The sequence below is a fragment of the Sphingomonas sp. genome (assembly GCF_035910975.1).
Taxonomy (GTDB): domain Bacteria; phylum Pseudomonadota; class Alphaproteobacteria; order Sphingomonadales; family Sphingomonadaceae; genus Sphingomonas.
Genome location: NZ_JAMHWM010000026.1, coordinates 299468 through 320613, shown reverse-complemented (window position 1 = coordinate 320613; position 21146 = coordinate 299468). Strand labels below are relative to the sequence as shown.

The following is a 21146-nucleotide window of genomic DNA, read 5'->3' as shown; positions in this document are numbered from 1 at the left end:
CGGCTAGCCGGCGATGGTGGCTCTGAGTATCTGCGCGCCCTTGGAGAGGACGCCTATATCGGTTCCGACGGAAACGAATCCGAACCCGGCGGCGATCTTTTCTCTCGCATCCTCTTCCGAGGTCGCAAAAATACCCACCGGTATGGAATGGCCGACCCGTGCCCACGCCGATGCGATCGCGGTCTGCACTTCTGGGTGCCCGGGATCACCCAGATGCCCAAGCGATGCCGCAAGGTCGGCCGGACCGATGAACAGCGCCGCCACGCCTTCGACAGCCGCGATGTCCTCGATCGCTTCCAGTGCCGCGCCGGATTCAATCTGCACGATCACCGAAACCCGTTCATGCGCTTCATGCAAATAGCGTTTATCGGCGCCGAAGCCTGATGCGCGGCTGGTGGCGCTGGCAACGCCGCGCACGCCTTTGGGGGGAAATCTGGTTGCGGCGACAACGGCGCGCGCATGCTCCGCGCTGTCCACCATGGGAACCAGCAGGGTGCGAAATCCGATATCGAGATACTGTTTGATCGCTACCGGTTCGCCCATCGGCACGCGCGCGATCGGCTCGACGGGGTAGGGGGCGACCGCCTGGAGCTGTGCGAGCAGGGTCTGCAGGGTATTGGGCGCGTGTTCGCCGTCGAACAGCAGCCAGTCATAGCCCGCGCGTGCGCAGATTTCCGCCGTGTACGGAGAGGCGAGAGCCTGCCACAGCCCGAGCAGGGGCCGCTTTTCCCGAAGCGCCTGGATGAACGGATTCACTGGAAGCGCACCGAGATGCAGCCTAGGTCGCCGTAATCGACATGGAAGCTGTCACCGGCATTCGCGAAGACCGGCGCCGTGAAGCTGCCGCCCAACACGATATGTCCCGCCTCCAGACTCTCGCCATGCAGCGCGATCCTGTTCGCCAGCCAGGCAGGGCCATTGGCGGGGTGGTTGAGCACCGCTGCGGCAACGCCCGATTCCTCGATCACGCCGTTGCGGTACAACAGGGCCGAAACCCAGCGCAGATCGACGGCATCCGGCTTGACCGGGCGACCTCCCAATACGATGCCCGCATTGGCGGCATTGTCCGCGATCGTGTCGAATACCTTTCTGGTAACGCCGCTGTTCCGATCGATCCGTTCGATCCGCGCGTCGATGATCTCGATGGCGGGGGTGACATATTCGGTGGCGGCCAACACATCGTACAACGTGCAGTTCGGTCCACGTAGCGGCTTGCCGAGGATGAAGGCCAGTTCGACTTCAACCCGCGGTTCAATGAAACGGGCGACGGGAATATCCTGTCCGTCCGGAAACAACATATCGTCCAGCAATGTACCGAAATCCGGTTCCGTGACATTCGACGACCGTTGCATCGCCCGGCTGGTCAGCCCGATCTTGTGGCCGATGATGCGCCGCCCGGACGCCAGTTTGCTGCCGACCCAGGCGCGGCTGATCGCATAGCCGTCCTCAAGCGTCATCATGGGGTATTCGAGCGAGAATTGCTCAACCTGGGTCCGCTCGCGCTCTGCCTGATCGAGACGTGCGGCGAGGGTAGCGATGATGTGTGGATCCAGGGGCATCACTTGTCCTTCTTCAGTCGCTGGTGGATCGAATTATGTTTCCAGCCATCGACTTCCTGTACGTAAAGGGAGAGTGCGACGGGACGCCGCTCGAACAGGTCGCCCAACTGTCGCTTGATCACGGCAAACAGGCCGTCAAAGAAGGTGCGCCGGAACGCTTCCGATCTGCCGATGCCCATCTTCACATCGATGTTGATGAATGCGTCGTCCGCGCCGTTCCCGTCCGCGATCACATAATCGGTAATGCGGATGCCCCGCACGCGTATGCCGCCGATCGGAAAGGCACCATCCGCATGGTCACGCATCCAACCGGCGATCAGGCCGAGCAATTCGCCCAGGTCGAGATCATGCTCCAGATTGTCTGTCCACTCGACCGTCGCATGCGCCATTATTGAATATCCATTGTCGCGACCGTGCACCCCACCGCGAAGATCGGGATCGGCGCATAGAACTGGACATGGCCCTGCCCGCGCGCGGCGGCCGCAGTTGCAATGAAGGTACGGATTTCAAAGCCGCCCTGCCCCGCCTCCAAATAGATTTCTGCATCGTTGTAAGCGAGCAGACGCTCCCTGTCGTTCATCGACCAGCGTTCGAGAAAGTCCCGGTCCCAGGCCTCGTTCACCCGTCCACTGTCAGGTGTGGCGGGCCAGTGCGAGATTCCCCCGGTTCCGATCAGGGCGATACGTTCGGGAACCGAGTCCGCCGCGCGGCGCAGCGCCTCTCCGAATGCCCAGGCCCGATGAAGCGGGGTTAGCGGCGGTCCTTGGCAATTGATGTTGATCGGGATGACCTTCAGCCTGTTTTCCGGATCAAGGAAATGGAGTGGAACCATGATGCCGTGGTCGAACACCCATTCCTCGCAATAGGCGGTGTCCACCGTCTGCATCACTTCGGCGATGAGCCGGCTCGACAGGTCGGGATCTCCGCGCGCGACTCGTTTGGGAATGCCCAGCCAGGCGGGATCCTCGATCGGCCCCGCATATTCCGCGCCCATGCCGATCGCATAGGCAGGCATGTTGTTCATGAAGAAATTGGCGAAATGCTCAGCTGCAATCACGATGATCGCCTCGGCGCGCGTGGCAACCAGCTGCTCTCGCATCGCGTCGAATGCGCCATAAAAGGCGTTGCGCTGGGCGGGGTCTGCGCGCTCGGCGCGACCGGTGATGCCAGGAGCGTGACTGCACACGCCTGCAAAGACCAGACTCATGCCCCGGCCACCTTTTCGTTCACATTCGTCGTCATCGCATAGATCCCTGCGCGCACCGGCCCGTGCCGTCGGACCCCTTCACGCATGCGTTCCAGATAGTCAGACCATTCGATTTGGCACAGGGCGGCGAAATGCATCAGGATCTGTCCGTTCACGCCCAGCACATAGAGTTTGCCGATATCGTGTCCGAGGATCGCATTGCGTTCCTCATCATCCAGTTCGAACTGATGTGTGAACGATGCCGGGTCGTCCCGAAATTGCTGCTTGGCTTCTTCGTCGCGATTGAGGACGTAGAGCAGCTTGGACACGGTGTAGAGGCTCACGGCACCGCCACCAGATGATTGTCCAGTCTGCCGATACCTTCGATTTCGCTGACTACCGTGTCGCCAGCATCGCAAAAATATACGCCATGCGGCGTTCCCGTCAGGATCATGTCGCCAGGCATCAGTGTTGAGAATGACGACAGATACGCGACAAGTCCTGCGGTATCGAGAATCATGTCTGCGGTTGAGCCATGCTGGACTTCGCGGCCATTGACGCGGGTCGAAATGCCCAGGCGCTGGCAATCTGGGATGACGGAAGCGTCCACGATCCACGGCCCGATCGGCGTTGTCGCGTCCCGGTTCTTCACACGGGCGTTGGGGCGGTAATAATTTTCCAGATACTCGCGGATCGCATAATCATTCGCGATCGTAAAACCGCTGACGTAGGAAAGAGCATCCTGCGCATTTACGTTGCGAGCCGGTCGCCCGATGATCGCGACGAGTTCGGTTTCCGGATGCATCTGGTTGGCGTCTGCCGGGCGCGGCGTGTCTCCATCATGTCCGACGAAGCAGTTACTGCCCTTCATGAAGACCAGCGGTACGGCGCGTGTCGCTGAAAAGCCGAGTTCTCGATTATGATCGGCATAATTCAGTCCCAGCGCGTAGGCAGCCGCGCCGGGTGTGACGGGCGGTAGCCAGTGAGCGTGCTCCGCTCCAATCAGTTCACCGCCGGGAAGTTTCAGCGCCTGGTCGTCGTCGACGACCTCAACCCATTGTTCACGGCCGCGGTGAGCAATACGGGCACGCTTCATGCCCGAAGCCTTTCGATTGCGATGGAGAGCGGAGGGAAGGAGTCAGCCGTCACCGTAACCTCCTGTCCCGCGCGCACGTTTGGCGCATCGCCGGAAAGGCCGACAAGCAGCAGATCACCGGCTTGCAGGGTCATGAACTCGGATAGTTCCGCGACAAGTGCGGGTACACTGCGTGCGAGCTGGTCGAGGGGCAGGCGATCGACATTCTGTCCATCGACCGCGGTATCGATTGCGTCCGGCAGGGCCGGGGCCGAAAATTCACCCAGCGGCAAAAAGCCGTCACCGTTACGTTGCGCGATTGTCGGGCGGTAATAGCTGTCGGCGGGCATCATCAGGTCAATCGCCAGACAGGTCGCCGCGACGTGGCCGAACGCTTCCGCTTCGCTGACACGCGTCGCGTCGCGTCCGAACAACAGGCCCAGCGTCGCCCCGGCGTGCAGCACCGTGTCCGCCGCGATCCGGATGGGGCCGCCATTCGTGGCACTGCGTGGCTTCATGTATACCACCGGAGCTCCCGGAGGCTTCCCATAGGGCTTCTCGCCAAACAGTGGTGCAAGGCGGCCGAGTTGCCGTTGGTCGTTCAGAACGACGCCATAGATATTTCCGACGATCATAGCGCCATGCACACCATCTTGGTTTCGAGATATTCCTCGATGCCCTCACGCGCACCCTCACGCCCCAGCCCAGAGGATTTGACGCCACCGAACGGTGCAACGGCGGTAGAGATCAACCCGGTGTTGACGCCGATCATCCCGGCTTCAACCGCTTCGGCGACACGCCAGACGCGCGTGATGTCGCGCGTGTAGAAATAGGCGGCTAGGCCGAATGGGGTGTGGTTCGCATGGGCGATCATTTCCGCCTCGGTGTCGAACCGGATCACCGGGGCTACGGGGCCGAACGTCTCTTCCTGCGTCGCGAGCATCGTCCCGTTCGCATCCGCAAGAACGGTGGGTGTGAAGAACAACGGCCCGGACGGGTGGCGCGCGCCCCCGGTCGTGACCCTTGCCCCCTTGTCGGTCGCATCCGCGATATGCCGTTCGACTTTGGCGATGGCGGCTTCGTCGATCAGCGGACCGATCTGGTTGCCTTCGATATCACCCGCGCCAACGCGAAGTCTGCTGACGGAGTTGCTGAACGAACCCACGAACTCGTCGTAGACACCGGCCTGCACATAGAAGCGGTTCGCGCAAACACAGGTCTGTCCCGCATTGCGGAATTTCGATTGAATCGCCCCTACAACGGCCGCTTCGATATCCGCGTCGTCGAACACGATGAAGGGCGCGTTGCCGCCCAGTTCCAAGCTCAACTTCTTCACGGTCGGTGCGCATTGGGCATAGAGGAGCGCGCCCGTCGCGGTGGAGCCCGTAAAACTGAGTTTTCGTACTACCGGGCTGGCTGTCAGGACCTTTCCGATCGTGGCGGGATCGCCGGTAATGATGTTCAATACGCCGTCAGGCAGGCCAGCTTGCCGGGCCAACGCCCCCAGAGCGAGGGCTGTGAGCGGGGTCAGCTCGGCGGGCTTGAGTATGACGGTGCAGCCCGCGGCCAGGGCTGGGCCGACTTTGCGCGTGACCATTGCGGCCGGAAAATTCCAGGGCGTGATCGCCGCGACCACACCGACCGGCTGCTTGATCGCAAGGATGCGCTTGTCCGCATCCTCCGGGCAGATGACCCTGCCGTCGATGCGCTTTCCTTCTTCGGCGAACCATTCGATGAAGCGTGCAGCATAGCGGATTTCGCCGACCGCTTCCGAAAGGGGTTTTCCCTGTTCGGCGGTCAGCAAGGCAGCCAGCGCGCTTTCATGGCCAAGGATTAGCGCATGAAAGCGCATCAGGATCTCGGCACGTTCGTTCGCTGTCCTTGCCGCCCATCCAGGCAAGGCAAGAGCGGCCGCGTCGATGGCCTGTTGTGTGTGCGCAGCGCCCAGTGAAGGAACTTGGCCGACCAGGGTTCCGTCAGCGGGATTGCGAACGTCGATCATCTCTGCATTCGTCACCCATGTGTCGCCGATCAGGCAACCGGATGGGACAATCTCTGCAAAGCTGCTCACAGCCCCAGCCGGGGAGTGGTGTGCGTGCCACGCGCCAACGCGACGTTCTTCGTCTCCATATAGAAATCGAAGCTCCAGTCGCCGCCGTCTCGCCCGATTCCGCTCGCCTTCACCCCGCCAAAGGGCGTCGGAAGATGTCGAACATTCTCGCTGTTGACCCAGACCATGCCCGCCTCCAGCGCATCGGATACACGCAGCGCACGCTCCAGATCGCGGGTCCACAGATACGCCGCCAAACCATAGTCGATGTCATTCGCCTTGCTGATGGCGTCCCGTTCGTCGTCGAACGGGATCGCGGTCAGCACCGGCCCGAAAATCTCTTCACGCGCAATGCGCATATCCTGGGTTGCATTGGTGAAGAGCGTGGGCTGGAAGAAATACCCTTCCGAGCCTTGTACAACCGCGCCGCCCGCGGCGATCCGTGCGCCCTCGCTGGTAGCGATATCAGCATAGCTGGAAACCTTTGCCAGGTGCCGCGGGTGGATCAGTGGTCCAACCTCGGTTGCGGGGTCGAATGGGTCCCCCACCTTCAGCTTGCGAACACGCTCCGCGGCTTTTTCGACGAAGGCGTCATAGATGGATCGCTGTACCAGCAAGCGCGACGATGACGTGCAGCGCTGTCCGTTCAGGGAATAGATCATGAAGATGGCCGCATCGAGTGCCGCGTCCAGATCGGCGTCCTCGAACACGATGACGGGATTTTTACCGCCAAGCTCGAAATGCACGCGCTTCAGTGTCGCCGCGCCTTGCCGCATGATCGCGGAGCCGGTCGAAGACTCTCCGACAAACGCCACCGCCTTGATATCCGGATGCTCGGTCAGCCGCTTTCCAGTGGTTTCGCCCAGGCCGTTGACCAGGTTGAACACGCCGGGTGGGACACCGGCATCGTGCGCGATCTCGACCAGAAGCCGTGCTGAATAGGGGGACCATTCCGCCGGTTTGTGAACGACGGTGCATCCGGCGGCGAGAGCGGGAGCGATCTTCCAGGTCGATAGCATGAAAGGCGTGTTCCACGGCGTGATCACCGCCACGGGGCCAATCGGTGAACGACTGGTGTAGTTGAGGTGGTCGGCGGTGGGGAGCATTTGCCCATCTGCTGCGGCGGGTGCGCGATCGGCGAAAAACCGGAAATTCTCTGCGCCACGAATCGCTGCCTTGGACATGAAGCGCCAGCATTGGCCCGTATCAAGGCATTCGACCGCCGCGATTTCATCTGCGCGTGCGACAATTCCGTCGGCAACCTTGTTCAGGATCTGGCGGCGGTGTCCGGGGGGAGTTCTGGACCATTCCAGAAATGCGCTGCGCGCAGCGGAAACGGCGGCTTCGGTTTCCTCCGGGGTGGAGTCTCGCACCTTGCCCAGCACCTGCCCGGTTGCGGGCTCCAGTACGTCATAAGATTGGCCCACACCTTTCACGGTATCGCCGCCGATGAAATGCCCCAGGGGCACGATTCTGTGATTCTCAATCGCTTTGAGTGCGGCGTCACGTCTGGTCATCAGATCAAGGTCCATCAGGAAATGTGCCGCAGATATACTTCACATGTTAATTAAATCAAGGCTTCATGCAACCGCACTCAAATTTGCGAATCCCGCCGCGGAATCGGGTTGTCGGCCGCAGCTCTCCGAACTAAGCGCGCGCCGAGAAAACCCTGTCGCGCGCGTGGCCCGCCGTGTAGTCGGAACCGCGAATGTCGCTGGCTCGTGCCGGTGATGTCGAAAGGTTGACGATACCGTATGACTCGTCCTTCGTTGCTCCCTTATAATATTTCGCTCGCCGGCACGCTGCTCGCCGCGCGTGAGGCCGTGATGGCGCCGATACGACCATTTCTTCGTGAGGCGGGGGTTACGGAGCAACAATGGCGGGTGTTGCGGGTTCTGTCGGATGCAACTCGCCTCGACCCATCGACCTTGGCTACCCACGCGATGCTGCACCCCCCGAGCGTGACGCGAATTCTACGGGATTTGCTCGATAAGGGACTAATCGTCCGCTCCGCCGACGAAACAGATGGACGACGTTCATTCATCGCCCTTACCGATGAAGGCAGGGCTGTGGTTGAGCATACGGCTGAGCACACGATGAGGATTCTTCGTCAGTATGAGGAGCATTTTGGCAAGGCGCGACTTGCCGCAATGCGAAGTGAACTGAAGGAATTGGCCGATACACTTAATATGATTGCGTAGTCGGCCGTCAGTCCGATGCGAACCCGTCTCTACTGGATGCGGTTCGGCAGGGAATGGTGCGCGTGTCGTGGCGTGTAGCAAAGCATCGGAAGTGTTTGAGGCGTTCAAAGCGCGGCCGTCAGCGCCTCGAACACCCGCTCCCAGACGCCGGCACGGCACCAGCGGCTGAAACGCCGATGCACCGTCTGCCACTTGCCGCAGCGGGCGGAAGATCGGACCAATGCGCGCCAGAGCACAGCACCCGCAGACATCCGTTCACAAACAAATGGTTATCCGACCCTGTCCGCCCTGTGAATCCGCCTTCAGTGCGGTCGGGAATCCTGCAATGCCGATCCAGCCCTAGGCAAGGCGCGCGACAGTGACCATCCGCACCAGGTCCGACAGCGTCTTCGCCTGCATCTTGAGCATCACGTTGGCGCGATAGACCTCGACGGTACGCGCGCTGATGCCGAGATCGAAGGCGATCATCTTGTTGGCGTTGCCGCGCGCCAGCCCCTCCATCACCTCGCGCTCGCGCCCGCTCAGGCTCGCGATGCGGTCAAGCACCGCCTGCCGGTCGGCCCGCGCCTGGTCGTCATCGGCCTGCGCCGCCAGCGCCGTGCGGATCGCCCCGAGCATCAGTTCGTCGTCGAACGGCTTTTCGATGAAGTCGGCGACGCCGGCGTGCATCGCCTGGATGGCAAGCGGCACGTCGGCATGGCCGGTGATGACGATCACCGGCACCGCGGCGCCACGCCGTTTCATCTCCTCGACCAGCGCGATCCCGGTGGTGCCCGGCATGCGGACGTCGGTGACGATGCAGGCGCCCGCCAGCGGCGGCGAGGCGGCGAGGAAGGCATCGGCCGACACGAACGAGCGCACCCGGATACCGGCGCAGTCGAGCAGGAACTCCAGCGAATGGCGCGCCGCCTCGTCGTCATCGATCACATAGACGATCGGTTCACTCGCCATCGTACAGCTCCTCCTTGCCCACCTGCCGCAACGTGAAGCCGAACAGCGCACCGCCGCCCGCGCGCGGCTCGGCCCAGATCCGCCCGCCATGCGCCTCCACGATCGTACGCGAGATCGACAGGCCAACGCCCATACCCGTCCGCTTGGTCGTGATGAAGGGCTGGAACAACTGCCCGGCGACGTCTGGGTCGATGCCCGGCCCTGTATCCGCGACCGTCACCTGAACCATTCGGTCGCCGGCCGGCGCGAGCGCGATCGCGAGTTCGCGGCGGGATGAGGCCGCGTCCGTCATCGCGTCGATCGCGTTGCGCACCAGGTTGAGCACGACCTGCTGGACCTGCACCTTGTCGGCGAGCACAAGATCGACGTCGCGGCTGAAAGAGTAATGGACGCGGATACCGTGTTCCTTCGCGCCGAGCAGGGCAAGCGCGCTCGCTTCCTCGACCAGCTTGGGCAGGTTCTCGACCGACCGTTCGGTTTCGCCCCGCGCAACGAACTCGCGCAGGCGGCGGATGATGTCGCCGGCGCGCAACGCCTGCGCCGCGGCGCGATCGATCGCATCGCCGACCCGGTCGATCGGCACATCGGCGCGGGCCAGCAGCCGTCGACTGCCCTGCAGATAGTTGGCGATCGCCGACAGCGGCTGGTTGAGTTCGTGCGCGAGCGCCGACGCCATTTCGCCGAGCGCGGTGAGGCGCGAGACGTGGACCAGTTCGTTCTGCAGCGCCTGCAGCCGCGCCTCCGCCTGCTGGCGCTCGGTCAGGTCGCGGATGAAACCGGTGAAATGGCGCTGTCCGCCCACGCGCATCTCGCCAACCGCAAGCTCCAGGGGAAAGGTCGATCCGTCACGGCGCGCACCGACCACGACGCGGCCCTTGCCGATGATGCGACGCTCGCCCGTCGCGTAATAGCGTTCCAGATAGGCGTCGTGCGAGGCCCGATACGGATCGGGCATCAGGACGCTGACGTTGCGGCCGCGCACCTCCTCCGCGTCCCAGCCGAACATCCGCTCAGCCGCGGGGCTGAAATCGCGGACCAGCCCGCCTTCGTCGATCACCACGATCGCGTCGGGCACGGTATCGAGCAGCGAGCGCAGATGGGCCTCACGCCGCGCCAGGCCTGCCGTCACGCGCTCCGCCTCGGCGCGCGCGCGCTGGAACCATTCGCCGCCCAGCGCGATCGCGCCGCCGATCGCGATGAAGGCGGCAGCGGCGATCAGGCTGCCCGCAGCGACGGGACCGACCGCCCGATCGCACCACAGGCCGGCCGCCGCGCCGGCGATGCTCGTCAGAACGCCGGCACGCAGCCCCGACAAGGCGCCCGCGACCACCACGGCGGGGACGAAGAAGATATAGGTCGCGCGCTGCCCCAGCTCCTCGGCGAAAACCAGGCGGATGGCGACACCGAGCAGGATTGCCGCCGCCGCGATCGCCAGCGTCAGGGGCGTGGGGAGCCGGCGCAGGAAGGCAGAAGGAATCTTGATCACGCGACCCCCTATGCCACCGCCTGCGATGGAGGCGCTACCTCCGGGATGGCCCTTAGGGGAACCACGCTAGGGAGAACATCCGAATTCCGGGCGAGTGCGCCGGGTCCTAGATGCCGCGCCGGACGAGACGCATCCTCCATCCGGGAAGATTTCACATGACCGCACCATTCATCGATCTCGGTATCCACCACCAGCCCAGGGGGGTGTCGGACCGGATCGCATTCGGCTTCACCAAGCTGCTGCGCTGGACCGCCGACACCTTCTTCGCCAAGCGCTACGGCCACCGCGCGGTGGTGCTGGAGACGGTCGCCGCGGTGCCCGGCATGGTCGGCGCGACGATCAACCATCTCGCCTGTCTGCGCCGCATGTGTGACGACAAGGGCTGGATCAAGACGCTGATGGACGAGGCCGAGAACGAGCGGATGCACCTGATGACCTTCATCGAGGTGGCGAAGCCTACCTGGTTCGAGCGTACCGTCATCATCGGCGTGCAATGGGTGTTCTACCTGTTCTTCTTCGCGCTCTACCTCGTCAGTTCGAAAACCGCGCACCGCGTGGTCGGCTATTTCGAGGAGGAAGCGGTGATCAGCTACACGCATTACCTCGCCGAGATCGACGAGGGCCGCAGCCCCAACGTGCCGGCGCCGGAAATCGCCAGGCGATACTGGGGCCTGGCCGATGACGCGACCCTGCGCGATGTGGTGCTGGTGGTCCGCGCGGACGAGGCACATCACCGCGACGTCAACCACGGCTTCGCCAACGAGCTTGCCGGGCTGCCTGTCGGCGCGGTCGCCGAATGCCCGCCACACGTCCCGCTCGAACCGATCTGGAAGAAGGCGGCCTGACGCTGGCCGCAAGGGCCGGGCTTACCGCCCGGCGCATCCCGGTCTCCGCTTTTCCACGACAGGACACGGCCCGTGCAGGTCACCGAAGACGATATCGCCCGGCTTGTTCCGGCCTTCTACGCGCGCGTCCGTCAGGATCCGGTGCTCGGCCCGATCTTCGACGCCGCGATCACGGACTGGCCGCATCATCTGGACAAGCTCCAGGCGTTCTGGTCGTCGGTCATGCTGACCAGTGGTCGATACAAGGGCCAGCCGATGATCGCCCATGTCCGCCACGAGCGCGCCATGACGCCGGAGAATTTCGCCCGCTGGCTTGCGCTCTGGAAGACGGTCAGCGGCGAGATGCTCGAACCCGCGGCGGCCACGGCGTTCCAGGAGAAGGCGGATCGCATCGCCGAGAGCCTGCAACTGGGGGTGCAGTTCTATCGCGACAGGAACCTCGCGTGACCGCGCGATTCCTTGCCGGGCTTTCCGCCGGCGTGGCCGACGATATCCTGGCGGCCGCGACCGAACGGACCTTCGCCAAGGGAACCGCGCTGTTCCGCGAAGAGGATTCCGCGGATCAGCTGGTGCTGATCGTCGCCGGCAGCGTCCGCGTCTGGCGCACGTCACCGCGGGGGTCGGCAATCACGCTCCATCGGCTCGGGCCGGGCGACCTGCCGGGATGCACGGCGGTGATCCGGCGCACACCCTATCCCGCCACCGCGACGGCGCAATCGCCTGCCAGGGTTCTGATGTGGCCGGCGGAGCGCATCCGCGGCCTGTTCGCGGCGCATCCGCGGCTGGCCGCCAACCTGCTCGATTCCGTCGCGGCCCGCAACGAGGAGCTGCTCCAGCGCCTGCACGAGGTTTCGACGCTCGGGGTCGGGCCGCGCGTGGCCCGAACGCTGGTCCGCGCGACGATCGCGGACAAGACAGACGAGATCGCGCTGTCGCGGCAGGAGATCGCCGAACTGACGGCGACGACACTGCACACCGTCAGCCGGCTCCTCAGCCGCTGGCACCGCGGCGGCATCGTCGCGGCGGGGCGCGGCAGGGTCACTATCGTCGATCGCACGCGCCTGGCTGCGATCGGTGAGGGATAGCGACCCGTGGCGCCGCTGTTTGACCGCCGTCAAATTCAGCGCGGCGCAATCATGCCATCGACTGAACACGCCGCGCGTCGATCGCCTGGTGGGGAGAAGAGACGTGCCGACCAGCGTGATCACGGACGGGTTCGCGATACCGGCGGCGCCGCCGCCGGTATGGGGACTGTATCTGCCGTTCACCGCGCGCCGGGTGGTGCGGGCGGGTCCGCCCGGCCGGTGCCATCTTCCTGCTGGCGATGGCCCGGATCGGCGCCTTCTTCCTTCTTTATTTCGCGCGCGTGATCGGGCCGGACATCGGCCGGTCCGGCCAGGTGGGCGTCCAGCGGCCATGACCGCGGCGCCCTCCCTCGCGTCGCACATCTCGACGGGGCTTTAGATGGATTCGATCGTTTCGACCGCGTTCGCCTGGCTGATGCTCGGCATCGTCGCGCTGTTCGCCACGCTGCTGGCAGCCGACGGCGGCTTTGCCGTGCACATGGCGATCATGAGCCTGGCCGCGTTGTCGGTCGCCTTTCTGACGATGCGCCGCGTCCAGAATGTCGATGCCGACGCGGCACCTCGCGTCCCCGCCGGCCGCTACGACGACGAGCCGATCCGCTGGGGCGTGATCGCCACCGTATTCTGGGGCATCGTCGGGCTGATCGTCGGCGTCGTCATCGCCGCGCAGCTCACCTTTCCGGCGCTCAACTTCCATTCGGAATACACCACCTTCGGGCGCCTCCGGCCGCTGCACACCTCGGCCGTCATCTTCGCGTTCGGCGGCAACGCGCTCATCGCGTCGAGCTTCTACATCGTTCAGCGCACCTGCCGCGCGCGGCTCGCCTTCCCCGCGCTCGCGCGCTTCGTGTTCTGGGGTTACCAGCTGTTCATCGTGCTGGCGGCGACCGGCTATGTCCTCGGCATCACCCAGTCGAAGGAATATGCCGAGCCCGAATGGCACGTCGACCTGTGGCTGACGATCGTCTGGGTCGCCTATCTGGCGGTGTTCGTCGGCACCGTCGTCCGCCGTAGCGAACCGCACATCTACGTCGCCAACTGGTTCTACCTCGCCTTCATCCTGACGATCGCGATGCTGCATATCGTCAACAATCTGGCGGTACCGGTGTCGCTGTTCGGCTCGAAATCCTATTCGGCCTTCGCCGGGGTGCAGGACGCGCTGACCCAATGGTGGTACGGCCATAACGCGGTCGGTTTCTTCCTGACCGCCGGCTTCCTGGGCATGATGTATTATTTCGTGCCCAAGCAGGCCGAGCGGCCGGTCTACAGCTATCGGCTGTCGATCATCCATTTCTGGTCGCTCATCTTCCTCTACATCTGGGCGGGACCGCACCACCTGCACTACACCGCGCTGCCCGACTGGGCGCAGACGCTGGGCATGGTGTTCTCGGTGATGCTGTGGATGCCGTCGTGGGGCGGCATGATCAACGGCCTGATGACGCTGAACGGCGCGTGGGACAAGATCCGCACCGATCCGATCATCCGCCTGATGGTCGCCGCGCTCGCCTTCTATGGCATGGCCACCTTCGAGGGGCCGATGATGTCGATCAAGGCGGTCAACTCGCTCAGCCACTATACCGAATGGACCGTGGGCCACGTCCACGCCGGCGCGCTCGGCTGGAACGGCATGATCACCTTCGCCGCGGTCTATTTCATGACGCCCAGGCTGTGGGGCCGCACGCGGCTCTACTCGCTCAGGATGGTCAACTGGCACTTCTGGCTCGCGACGCTGGGCATCGTTCTCTACGCCGCGTCGATGTGGGTGGCCGGGATTACCCAGGGGCTGATGTGGCGCGAATACGGCGCTGACGGCTACCTCGTCTATTCCTTCGCCGAGGTCGTGGCGGCGATGCAGCCCTATTACCTGATCCGCGTCGTCGGCGGCCTGTTCTACCTGTCGGGTGCCGTGCTGATGGCGTGGAACGTCTGGATGACGATCAAGGGTCGCGTGCGGGACGAGGCGCCGATGTCCACCCCCGCCTATGACCCGGACGCCGATCGGCCGCTCGCCCCCGCAGCGCGGCCGCTCCAGCCCCTCCCCGCCGAATAAGGGCGCGATACGATGGCTTCCAAGCTCCTCAGCCACAAGAAGATCGAACGCAACGTAACGCTGCTGGCGGTACTGTCGTTCGTCGCGGTCACGATCGGCGGCATCGTCGAGATCGCGCCCCTGTTCTGGATCGATTCGACGATCGAGAAGGTACAGGGCGTGCGGCCCTACACCCCGCTCGAACAGGCCGGGCGCGACATCTACATCCGCGAAGGCTGCTACGGCTGCCACAGCCAGCAGATCCGCCCGTTCCGCGACGAGGTGGAACGCTATGGCCACTACAGCCTGGCTGCGGAGAGCATGTACGACCACCCGTTCCAATGGGGATCGAAGCGCACCGGCCCGGACCTGGCCCGCGTGGGTGGCCGCTATTCGGACGAATGGCACGTCCAGCACATGAAGGACCCCCGGTCCGTGGTGCCCGAATCGATCATGCCGCCCTACGCCTTCCTGGCCGAACGCGATCTCGACACGTCGGGCGCGGCGCGCAGGCTGGTCGCGCTCCGGCGCGTCGGCGTGCCCTACACCGACGCCGACATCGAAAAGGCGGCGGCCGACATGATCCTGCAGGCGACGCCCGACGGCGATGCCGAGGATCTGGCGAAACGCTATCCCAAGGTGCAGGTCCGCGATTTCGACGGCGATCCGGGCCGGCTGACGGAGATGGACGCACTGGTCGCCTATCTCCAGATGCTGGGCACCACCGTCGATGTCCGCTCCGCCAGCCCGCAGGAGATGCGGCGGTGAGCTACAACGAACTGCGCCACATCGCCGACAGCTATGGGCTGATCTTTCTGGGGGTCGTGTTCCTGATCCTGATCGGCTGGACTTTCCGCAGGCGCGCGAGCGAGCAACACGCACGCGCCGCCAACATGATCTTCGAGAACGAGGACGAGCGCGATGGCTGATCGCAAGCGCATCGACGAAGCGACCGGCACCGCGACGGTCGGCCACGAATGGGACGGGATCGAGGAACTCGACACCCCGATGCCGCGCTGGTGGCTCTATTCGCTGTACGCCACCATCATCTTTTCGATCGGCTATTGCATCGCCTATCCGGCGTGGCCGCTGATCGACCGCGCGACCGCGGGCGTGCTCGGCTGGTCGAGCCGCGGCCAGCTTGCCGACGAGATGGCGACCGAAGCGGCCCGCCGGGCGCCGGTCGAACTGGCGCTGTCGCGCATCCCGATCGAGCGGCTGCCGGAGGATTCACGCCTGATGCAGGCGGCCGTCGCCGGCGGCGCGGCGGCGTTCAAGGCGCATTGCGTGCAGTGTCACGGATCGGGCGCGGCCGGATCGAAGGGCTATCCCAACCTGAACGACGACGACTGGCTGTGGGGCGGCGACCTGAAGGCGATCCAGTACACGCTGGCGCACGGCATCCGCCAGCCGGGCCACGGCGAGACGCGCCTGTCGATCATGCCCGCGTTCGGCCGCGACGGCCTGTTGAAGGCGAACGAGGTCGAGGATGTCGTCGCCTATGTCCGTGCGATCTCGCGGCAGGACGCGGTCAGCCCCGCGGCGCGGCGCGGGGCGAGCGTGTTCGCCAACAATTGCGCCGCCTGCCACGGCCCCGCCGGCAAGGGTGACCGCAAATTCGGCGCGCCCAACCTGACAGACGGCATCTGGCTGTACGGTGGCGACGCCGATTCGCTGACCCAGACCGTGCACAATTCGCGAAACGGCGTGATGCCGGCATGGGGCGGGCGGCTCGATCCGGTGACGATCAAGATGCTTGCCGCCTATGTCCATTCGCTGGGCGGGGGCGAGGCGTTCGTTCCCGAAACGCCGGCCGAAGTCCGGGCGGCGGCCACCAATCCGGAGACCGCGACTCCCATCACCCGGGCCAGAGCCGATGGCCAGCCCTGACGACCTGATCGAACCCAAGATCCAGTATTTCGAGGCTCGCAAGAAGGTATTCCCGAAGGCGATCGACGGCATTTACCGCCGCCTGAAATGGGCGATCATGGCGGTGACGCTGGCGATCTATTACGTCACGCCGTGGCTGCGGTGGGATCGCGGACCCTATGCACCGGACCAGGCGGTGCTGGTCGATATCGCCAACCGCCGGTTCTACATGTTCTCGATCGAGATCTGGCCGCACGAATTCTACTACGTCGCCGGCCTGCTCATCATGGCCGGGATCGGGCTGTTCCTCGTCACCTCGTCCGTCGGGCGGGCGTGGTGCGGCTACGCCTGCCCGCAGACGGTGTGGACCGACCTGTTCGTCCATGTCGAACGCTTCATCGACGGCGATCGCAACGCCCAGATCAAGCTCCAGCGCGCGCCGATGGGACCGGCCAAGGCCGCGAGGCGGGTGACCAAGCACGCGATCTGGCTGCTGATCTCGATCGCCACCGGCGGGGCGTGGATATTCTACTTCGCCGACGCGCCGACATTGCTGGCGCAGGTGTTCGACGGCACCGCGCCGCTGACCGCCTATGCGACGATCGCGGTGCTGACCGGCACCACCTATACGCTCGGCGCGATCCTGCGCGAGCAAGTGTGTATCTACATGTGCCCGTGGCCGCGCATCCAGAGCGCCATGCTCGACGAAAAGTCGCTGATGGTGACGTATAAATACTGGCGCGGCGAACCCCGCACCCACGGCCTGAAACGCGCCGCGCCGGCCGTGCACCAGCCCGACGGCGACGCGGCGGCCCGGCCGCAGGCCGGGCTGCCCAGCCTGGTGATGCTGGCCGCCAACCCGGAAGCGGCAACCCAGATCGGCGATTGCATCGACTGCAACGCGTGCGTCGCGGTCTGCCCCACCGGGATCGACATCCGCGAGGGCGCGCAGGTTGGCTGCATCACCTGCGCATTGTGCATCGATGCCTGCGACGAGGTGATGGAAAAGGTCGGCCGGCCCAAGCGGCTGATCGGCTACAGCACCGTCGCCGACGAGGTGATCGCCGCGGAAGGCGGCGAGCCGGTGCCGGCGGTGAAGCGGCTCCTGCGCACGCGCACCATCCTGTATTTCCTGGTGTGGGCGGGCATCGGCGTGGGCATGTTGTTCGCGCTGGGCACGCGCACCCGGCTGGACATCGCGGTCCAACAGACGCGTAACCCGCAATATGTCGTGCTGTCCGACGGGCACGTCCGCAACGCCTATACCGTCAAGATCCGCAACATGGAGAACCGCCCGCGCGAGATGGAAATCGCGATCCGCGGCCTGGACGGCGCGGTGATGTGGGGCGAGAACGGCAGCCGCGAGACGGCGGCGCGCAGCGTGCGGTTGCCCGTCGGCCCGGACCAGGTGGGACGGACCCGCATCTTCGTCGTCGCCCCGGCGGCGGGCGAACCGCGCGAGGATATCGAGATTGTCGTCCGCGCGCTCGATCGCGAAGGCGGGCAGGACGCCGACCAGAGCTATTTCGAACGGCCGGGGACCGGACAATGACGAAACGCTTCACCGGGTGGCATGCCACCACGATCCTGGTTGCGATGTTCGGCGTCATCATCACCGTCAACCTCATCATGGCGCGCTTCGCGGTGACGACGTTCAGCGGGACGGTGGTCGACAACAGCTATGTCGCCAGCCAGCATTTCAACCGCTGGCTCGCCGCCGCCGAAGCGCAGAAGGCGCTCGGCTGGACGCTGGACGTCGCGCTGGACGACACGCGCCGCGTGAAGATCGGCACGCACAGCCCCGACGGACCGCTGCCGGCCGCGACGATCAGGGCGATCGTCGCCCACCCGATCGGCCGCGCCGAGGAACGCATGCTCGGCTTCGTGCCCATCGGCGAAGGCCGGTTCCGTTCGGCGGAACCGCTTCCGGCGGGCCGCTGGAAACTGCGCATCACCGTGCAGCAGGGGGATAACCGCGCGATCTTCGACGACGAGGTGCCTGCGTGACCGCCCCCGCCGCGATCCAGCCGGGCGCGGCGTGCGCGATCAGCCTGTTCAACGTGCCGACGCTGCACTGCGCCGGCTGTATCGCCAAACTGGAGAACGGCCTGGCCGCGACGCCTGGCGTGGTCGAAGCGCGGGTCAACTTCACCGCGAAGCGGGTGCGCGTGACGCACCTGCCCGAACTGTCCGACGCCGATGTGCGCGAGGCGATCGCCGACCTCGGCTTTCCCGCCGATCCGTTCCTGGGCGATGCCGATCCGGCGCAGGGGCGCGAGACGCGCGAGCTGCTCAAGGCGCTGGCCGTCGCCGGATTCGCGTCGATGAACGTGATGCTGCTGTCGGTGTCCGTCTGGTCGGGGGCCGACGGGGCGACGCGCCAGTTGTTTCACTGGCTGTCCGCCGCCATCGCGCTGCCCACCGTCGCCTATGCCGGGCGCAGCTTCTTCGCCAGCGCCTGGGGGGCGCTCAGGCGCGGGCGCACCAACATGGACGTGCCGATCGCGATTGGCGTGCTGATGGCCTGTGCGATCAGCCTGTACGAGACCGCGACCTGGGGGCCGCACGCCTATTTCGACGGTGCGGTGACCTTGCTGTTCTTCCTCCTCGCCGGCCGCGCGCTCGACGCGATGATGCGCGCGCGGGCGCACGACGGCGTCGCCGCGCTGCTGCGCCAGACGCCCGCCGGCGCGAGCGTGATCGGCAAGGACGGCACGGCGACATGGCGCCGCGCCGACGAACTGGCGCCCGGCATGCGGATGCTGGTTGCGGCCGGCGAGCGGCTGGCGGCCGACGGCGTGGTCGAGACGGGCAGCAGCAGCATCGACCGCGCGCTCATCACCGGCGAGAGCGTACCGGAAGGCGTCGGACCGGGCAGCGCGGTGCTCGCCGGCACGACCAATATCGACGGCGTGCTGACGGTGCGCGTCACCGCCGCGGGCGAGGCGACCGCGATTGCGGACATCGCGCGGATGATGGAAGCGGCGGCGCAGGGCAAGTCGCGCTACGTCCGCATCGCCGATCGGGCCGCGCGGCTCTATGCGCCGGCCGTCCACACGCTGGCCGCGGCCAGCTTCGTCCTGTGGATGACGCTGGGTGCGGGCGTCCACCAGTCGGTACTGATCGCGGTGGCGGTACTCATCATCACCTGTCCGTGCGCGCTCGGGCTTGCCGTGCCGGTCGCGCAGGTCGTCGCCGTCGGCGCGCTGATGAGGAAGGGTGTGCTGGTGAAGGACGGCGCCGCGCTCGAGCGGCTGGCGGAGGCCGATATCGCGCTGTTCGACAAGACCGGTACGCTGACGCTCGGTCGCCCGACGCCGGCCGGCGCGCTGGCGCTGGACGAGGGCGAACGTCCGCTCGCGCTCGCGCTCGCCCAGGCCAGCCGTCATCCGCTGTCGCGCGCGCTGGCCGCGGCGCTGGCGGCGGAGGGTGTCCGCCCGGCGACGCTCGACGATCTGGCCGAACACCCTGGCCTTGGCGTGGAGGCGTGGATCGACGGTGCGCGCGTCCGGCTCGGTCGCCCCGACTGGGTCGGCGGCGACGCGCAGGCCGCGACGCTCGTCACCGCGTTCCGCAGCGGCGATGGCCCCGTCCGCCTGCTCGCGTTCGAGGACGCCCTGCGCCCCGACGCCGGCACCACGATCGAACGGCTGCGCGCGATGGGCCTTGCCCCGACGATCGTCTCCGGCGATCGCGACGCGGCGGTCGCCCCGGTCGCCGCCCGGCTGGGGATCGACGCGCGCGGCGGCATGGCCCCCGGCGACAAGCTGGCGACGATCGCCGCGGCGCAGGCGGAGGGACGCCGCGTGCTGATGGTCGGCGACGGGCTGAACGACGGGCCGGCGCTGCAGGCGGCCTATGTCTCCATCGCCCCGTCCTCGGCCAGCGACGTGGGCCAGCAGGCCGCCGACCTCGTCTTCCTCGGCGACCGGCTCGCCCCCATCGCGATCGCCGTCGCCGCCGCGCGGCGGACCATGCGCGTGGTGCGCCAGAACATCTGGCTGGCCGTCGGCTACAATGTGATCGCCGTGCCGCTCGCCTTCGCCGGCAAGGTCACGCCGCTGGTCGCCGCGCTGGCGATGTCGGGATCGTCGGTGATCGTCGTCGCCAACGCGCTACGACTGCGCGGGGCGGCGCGATGACCGGGCTCGCCTTCCTCATCCCGATCGCACTGCTGCTCGGGTTGACCGGGCTCGTCGCCTTTTTCTGGTCGATGCGCAGCGGCCAGTTCGAGGATCTCGACGGCGCCGCTATGCGTATCCTGATCGACGAGGAAGTTGATGAGCCCGGTCGCAAAATCCCATGAACGGACGGGCGAATCTGCTTGGCGTCGCACTGGCCGTCGTCGCGATCGCCGTGATCGCCGCGCCCTCGCCGACGGGGGCTGCCAATGGCGTGATCACCGTTCGCACGTGCCTGGGCAGCACGATCGCGATCCCGATCGATCTCCCCGAGCCCCGTTCGCCCGATGACCGGGCCTGCCATGCGCCAGCCTGTCTGGGCCGCCTCCTCGGGCGGGACTCGGCGCGGCGCGCGGCAGTATGACACCGCACCTGACGCGCTCGTCGCTTCATAGCTGTTTGCAACGCCACGGGGTCAGCGGATTGCCCGCTTCTATCGCCAGGCGACCAAATTCGCCGCCGCGTCCGCGATTGGCTCTTCGCCTACAATTTCGCCAGGCGGCTCAAGACACCGCGCGTCAAGACACCCTACGACGCCATCGAATAGCTCCGAGAATCAAAGCCAGATATCTTCACGACATCACATGCCAGGAATAAGCAACCACGGCGCTGACGGGGCACCCGCCGCC

24 protein-coding genes and 1 pseudogene are annotated in these 21146 nt (G+C 65.6%); 13 read left to right on the top strand and 12 right to left on the bottom strand.

Annotated features, from left to right (window positions below; genetic code table 11):
• Positions 1-3 precede the first annotated feature (3 nt).
• Genes VYI76_RS06110 through hpaE form a run of 9 tightly spaced genes read right to left on the bottom strand, consistent with a single transcriptional unit; the run spans position 4 to position 7402 of the window.
• A complete protein-coding gene (locus VYI76_RS06110) occupies positions 4-756 on the bottom strand; it encodes an HpcH/HpaI aldolase family protein (RefSeq protein WP_326523867.1) in 753 nt (250 codons plus the stop codon).
• The gene (hpaH, locus tag VYI76_RS06105) at positions 753-1559 is read right to left on the bottom strand and encodes a 2-oxo-hept-4-ene-1,7-dioate hydratase (RefSeq protein WP_326523905.1); all 807 of its coding nucleotides are present in this window, start codon (positions 1557-1559) and stop codon (positions 753-755) included. Before hpaH ends, VYI76_RS06110 begins: the two co-directional genes overlap by 4 nt.
• Positions 1559-1948 (bottom strand): 5-carboxymethyl-2-hydroxymuconate isomerase, encoded by a 390-nt coding sequence (locus VYI76_RS06100; RefSeq protein ID WP_326523866.1) that lies wholly within the window; start codon positions 1946-1948, stop codon positions 1559-1561. The genes hpaH and VYI76_RS06100 overlap by 1 nt, the downstream gene beginning before the upstream one ends.
• The gene (locus tag VYI76_RS06095) at positions 1948-2766 is read right to left on the bottom strand and encodes an extradiol ring-cleavage dioxygenase (protein ID WP_326523865.1); all 819 of its coding nucleotides are present in this window, start codon (positions 2764-2766) and stop codon (positions 1948-1950) included. Before VYI76_RS06095 ends, VYI76_RS06100 begins: the two co-directional genes overlap by 1 nt.
• Positions 2763-3089, bottom strand: a complete 327-nt coding sequence (locus VYI76_RS06090) for an aromatic ring-opening dioxygenase subunit LigA (RefSeq protein ID WP_326523864.1) — start codon at positions 3087-3089, stop codon at positions 2763-2765. The genes VYI76_RS06095 and VYI76_RS06090 overlap by 4 nt, the downstream gene beginning before the upstream one ends.
• Positions 3086-3841, bottom strand: a complete 756-nt coding sequence (locus VYI76_RS06085) for a fumarylacetoacetate hydrolase family protein (protein ID WP_326523863.1) — start codon at positions 3839-3841, stop codon at positions 3086-3088. Before VYI76_RS06085 ends, VYI76_RS06090 begins: the two co-directional genes overlap by 4 nt.
• Entirely contained in the window at positions 3838-4455 is a 618-nt protein-coding gene (locus VYI76_RS06080; protein ID WP_326523862.1) for a fumarylacetoacetate hydrolase family protein, read from the bottom strand. Before VYI76_RS06080 ends, VYI76_RS06085 begins: the two co-directional genes overlap by 4 nt.
• Positions 4452-5891, bottom strand: a complete 1440-nt coding sequence (locus VYI76_RS06075; protein ID WP_443018906.1) for an NAD-dependent succinate-semialdehyde dehydrogenase — start codon at positions 5889-5891, stop codon at positions 4452-4454. The genes VYI76_RS06080 and VYI76_RS06075 overlap by 4 nt, the downstream gene beginning before the upstream one ends.
• Positions 5888-7402, bottom strand: coding sequence for a 5-carboxymethyl-2-hydroxymuconate semialdehyde dehydrogenase (gene hpaE, locus VYI76_RS06070; RefSeq protein WP_326523861.1), 1515 nt, complete (start codon positions 7400-7402; stop codon positions 5888-5890). The genes VYI76_RS06075 and hpaE overlap by 4 nt, the downstream gene beginning before the upstream one ends.
• A 222-nt stretch (positions 7403-7624) precedes the next feature.
• Between hpaE and hpaR the strand changes: the two genes are divergently transcribed.
• Positions 7625-8071 carry a homoprotocatechuate degradation operon regulator HpaR gene (gene hpaR / locus VYI76_RS06065; protein ID WP_326523860.1) on the top strand — a complete coding sequence of 149 codons (447 nt, stop codon included), beginning with the start codon at positions 7625-7627 and terminating at the stop codon, positions 8069-8071.
• A 116-nt stretch (positions 8072-8187) separates the two neighbouring features.
• Here hpaR and VYI76_RS06060 read toward each other — a convergent pair.
• From VYI76_RS06060 to VYI76_RS06050, 3 genes and pseudogenes are all read right to left on the bottom strand, one after another.
• Positions 8188-8369 (bottom strand): annotated as a pseudogene (locus VYI76_RS06060) (transposase); the annotation flags it as partial.
• 41 nt (positions 8370-8410) lie between these two features.
• A complete protein-coding gene (gene fixJ / locus VYI76_RS06055) occupies positions 8411-9022 on the bottom strand; it encodes a response regulator FixJ (RefSeq protein ID WP_326523859.1) in 612 nt (203 codons plus the stop codon).
• Positions 9012-10508, bottom strand: a complete 1497-nt coding sequence (locus VYI76_RS06050; RefSeq protein ID WP_326523858.1) for a sensor histidine kinase — start codon at positions 10506-10508, stop codon at positions 9012-9014. Before VYI76_RS06050 ends, fixJ begins: the two co-directional genes overlap by 11 nt.
• 155 nt (positions 10509-10663) lie before the next feature.
• Between VYI76_RS06050 and VYI76_RS06045 the strand changes: the two genes are divergently transcribed.
• The 12 genes from VYI76_RS06045 to VYI76_RS05990 all read left to right on the top strand — a co-directional run bounded on the left by VYI76_RS06045 (position 10664) and on the right by VYI76_RS05990 (position 20881).
• Positions 10664-11353, top strand: a complete 690-nt coding sequence (locus VYI76_RS06045) for an alternative oxidase (protein WP_326523857.1) — start codon at positions 10664-10666, stop codon at positions 11351-11353.
• Positions 11354-11425: 72 nt separating this feature from the next.
• Positions 11426-11800 (top strand): group III truncated hemoglobin, encoded by a 375-nt coding sequence (locus tag VYI76_RS06040; protein WP_326523856.1) that lies wholly within the window; start codon positions 11426-11428, stop codon positions 11798-11800.
• Entirely contained in the window at positions 11797-12438 is a 642-nt protein-coding gene (locus VYI76_RS06035) for a Crp/Fnr family transcriptional regulator (protein ID WP_326523855.1), read from the top strand. Before VYI76_RS06040 ends, VYI76_RS06035 begins: the two co-directional genes overlap by 4 nt.
• Before the next feature lie 379 nt (positions 12439-12817).
• Positions 12818-14488, top strand: a complete 1671-nt coding sequence (gene ccoN, locus VYI76_RS06030) for a cytochrome-c oxidase, cbb3-type subunit I (protein WP_326523854.1) — start codon at positions 12818-12820, stop codon at positions 14486-14488.
• 12 nt (positions 14489-14500) lie between these two features.
• A complete protein-coding gene (ccoO, locus tag VYI76_RS06025) occupies positions 14501-15235 on the top strand; it encodes a cytochrome-c oxidase, cbb3-type subunit II (protein ID WP_326523853.1) in 735 nt (244 codons plus the stop codon).
• Positions 15232-15396, top strand: a complete 165-nt coding sequence (locus VYI76_RS06020) for a cbb3-type cytochrome oxidase subunit 3 (protein WP_326523852.1) — start codon at positions 15232-15234, stop codon at positions 15394-15396. Before ccoO ends, VYI76_RS06020 begins: the two co-directional genes overlap by 4 nt.
• The gene (gene ccoP / locus VYI76_RS06015) at positions 15389-16357 is read left to right on the top strand and encodes a cytochrome-c oxidase, cbb3-type subunit III (protein ID WP_326523851.1); all 969 of its coding nucleotides are present in this window, start codon (positions 15389-15391) and stop codon (positions 16355-16357) included. The genes VYI76_RS06020 and ccoP overlap by 8 nt, the downstream gene beginning before the upstream one ends.
• Complete coding sequence (locus tag VYI76_RS06010; RefSeq protein ID WP_326523850.1) at positions 16344-17888, top strand: 4Fe-4S dicluster domain-containing protein; 1545 nt, start codon at positions 16344-16346, stop codon at positions 17886-17888. The genes ccoP and VYI76_RS06010 overlap by 14 nt, the downstream gene beginning before the upstream one ends.
• Positions 17885-18343, top strand: a complete 459-nt coding sequence (locus VYI76_RS06005) for a FixH family protein (protein WP_326523849.1) — start codon at positions 17885-17887, stop codon at positions 18341-18343. Before VYI76_RS06010 ends, VYI76_RS06005 begins: the two co-directional genes overlap by 4 nt.
• On the top strand, positions 18340-20478 hold the full coding sequence (locus VYI76_RS06000) for a heavy metal translocating P-type ATPase (RefSeq protein WP_326523848.1): 2139 nt from the start codon (positions 18340-18342) through the stop codon (positions 20476-20478). The genes VYI76_RS06005 and VYI76_RS06000 overlap by 4 nt, the downstream gene beginning before the upstream one ends.
• A complete protein-coding gene (ccoS, locus tag VYI76_RS05995; protein WP_326523847.1) occupies positions 20475-20642 on the top strand; it encodes a cbb3-type cytochrome oxidase assembly protein CcoS in 168 nt (55 codons plus the stop codon). Before VYI76_RS06000 ends, ccoS begins: the two co-directional genes overlap by 4 nt.
• Positions 20639-20881: a hypothetical protein gene (locus VYI76_RS05990; RefSeq protein ID WP_326523846.1), complete on the top strand. Its 243-nt coding sequence runs from the start codon at positions 20639-20641 to the stop codon at positions 20879-20881. Before ccoS ends, VYI76_RS05990 begins: the two co-directional genes overlap by 4 nt.
• Positions 20882-21146: the final 265 nt, after the last annotated feature.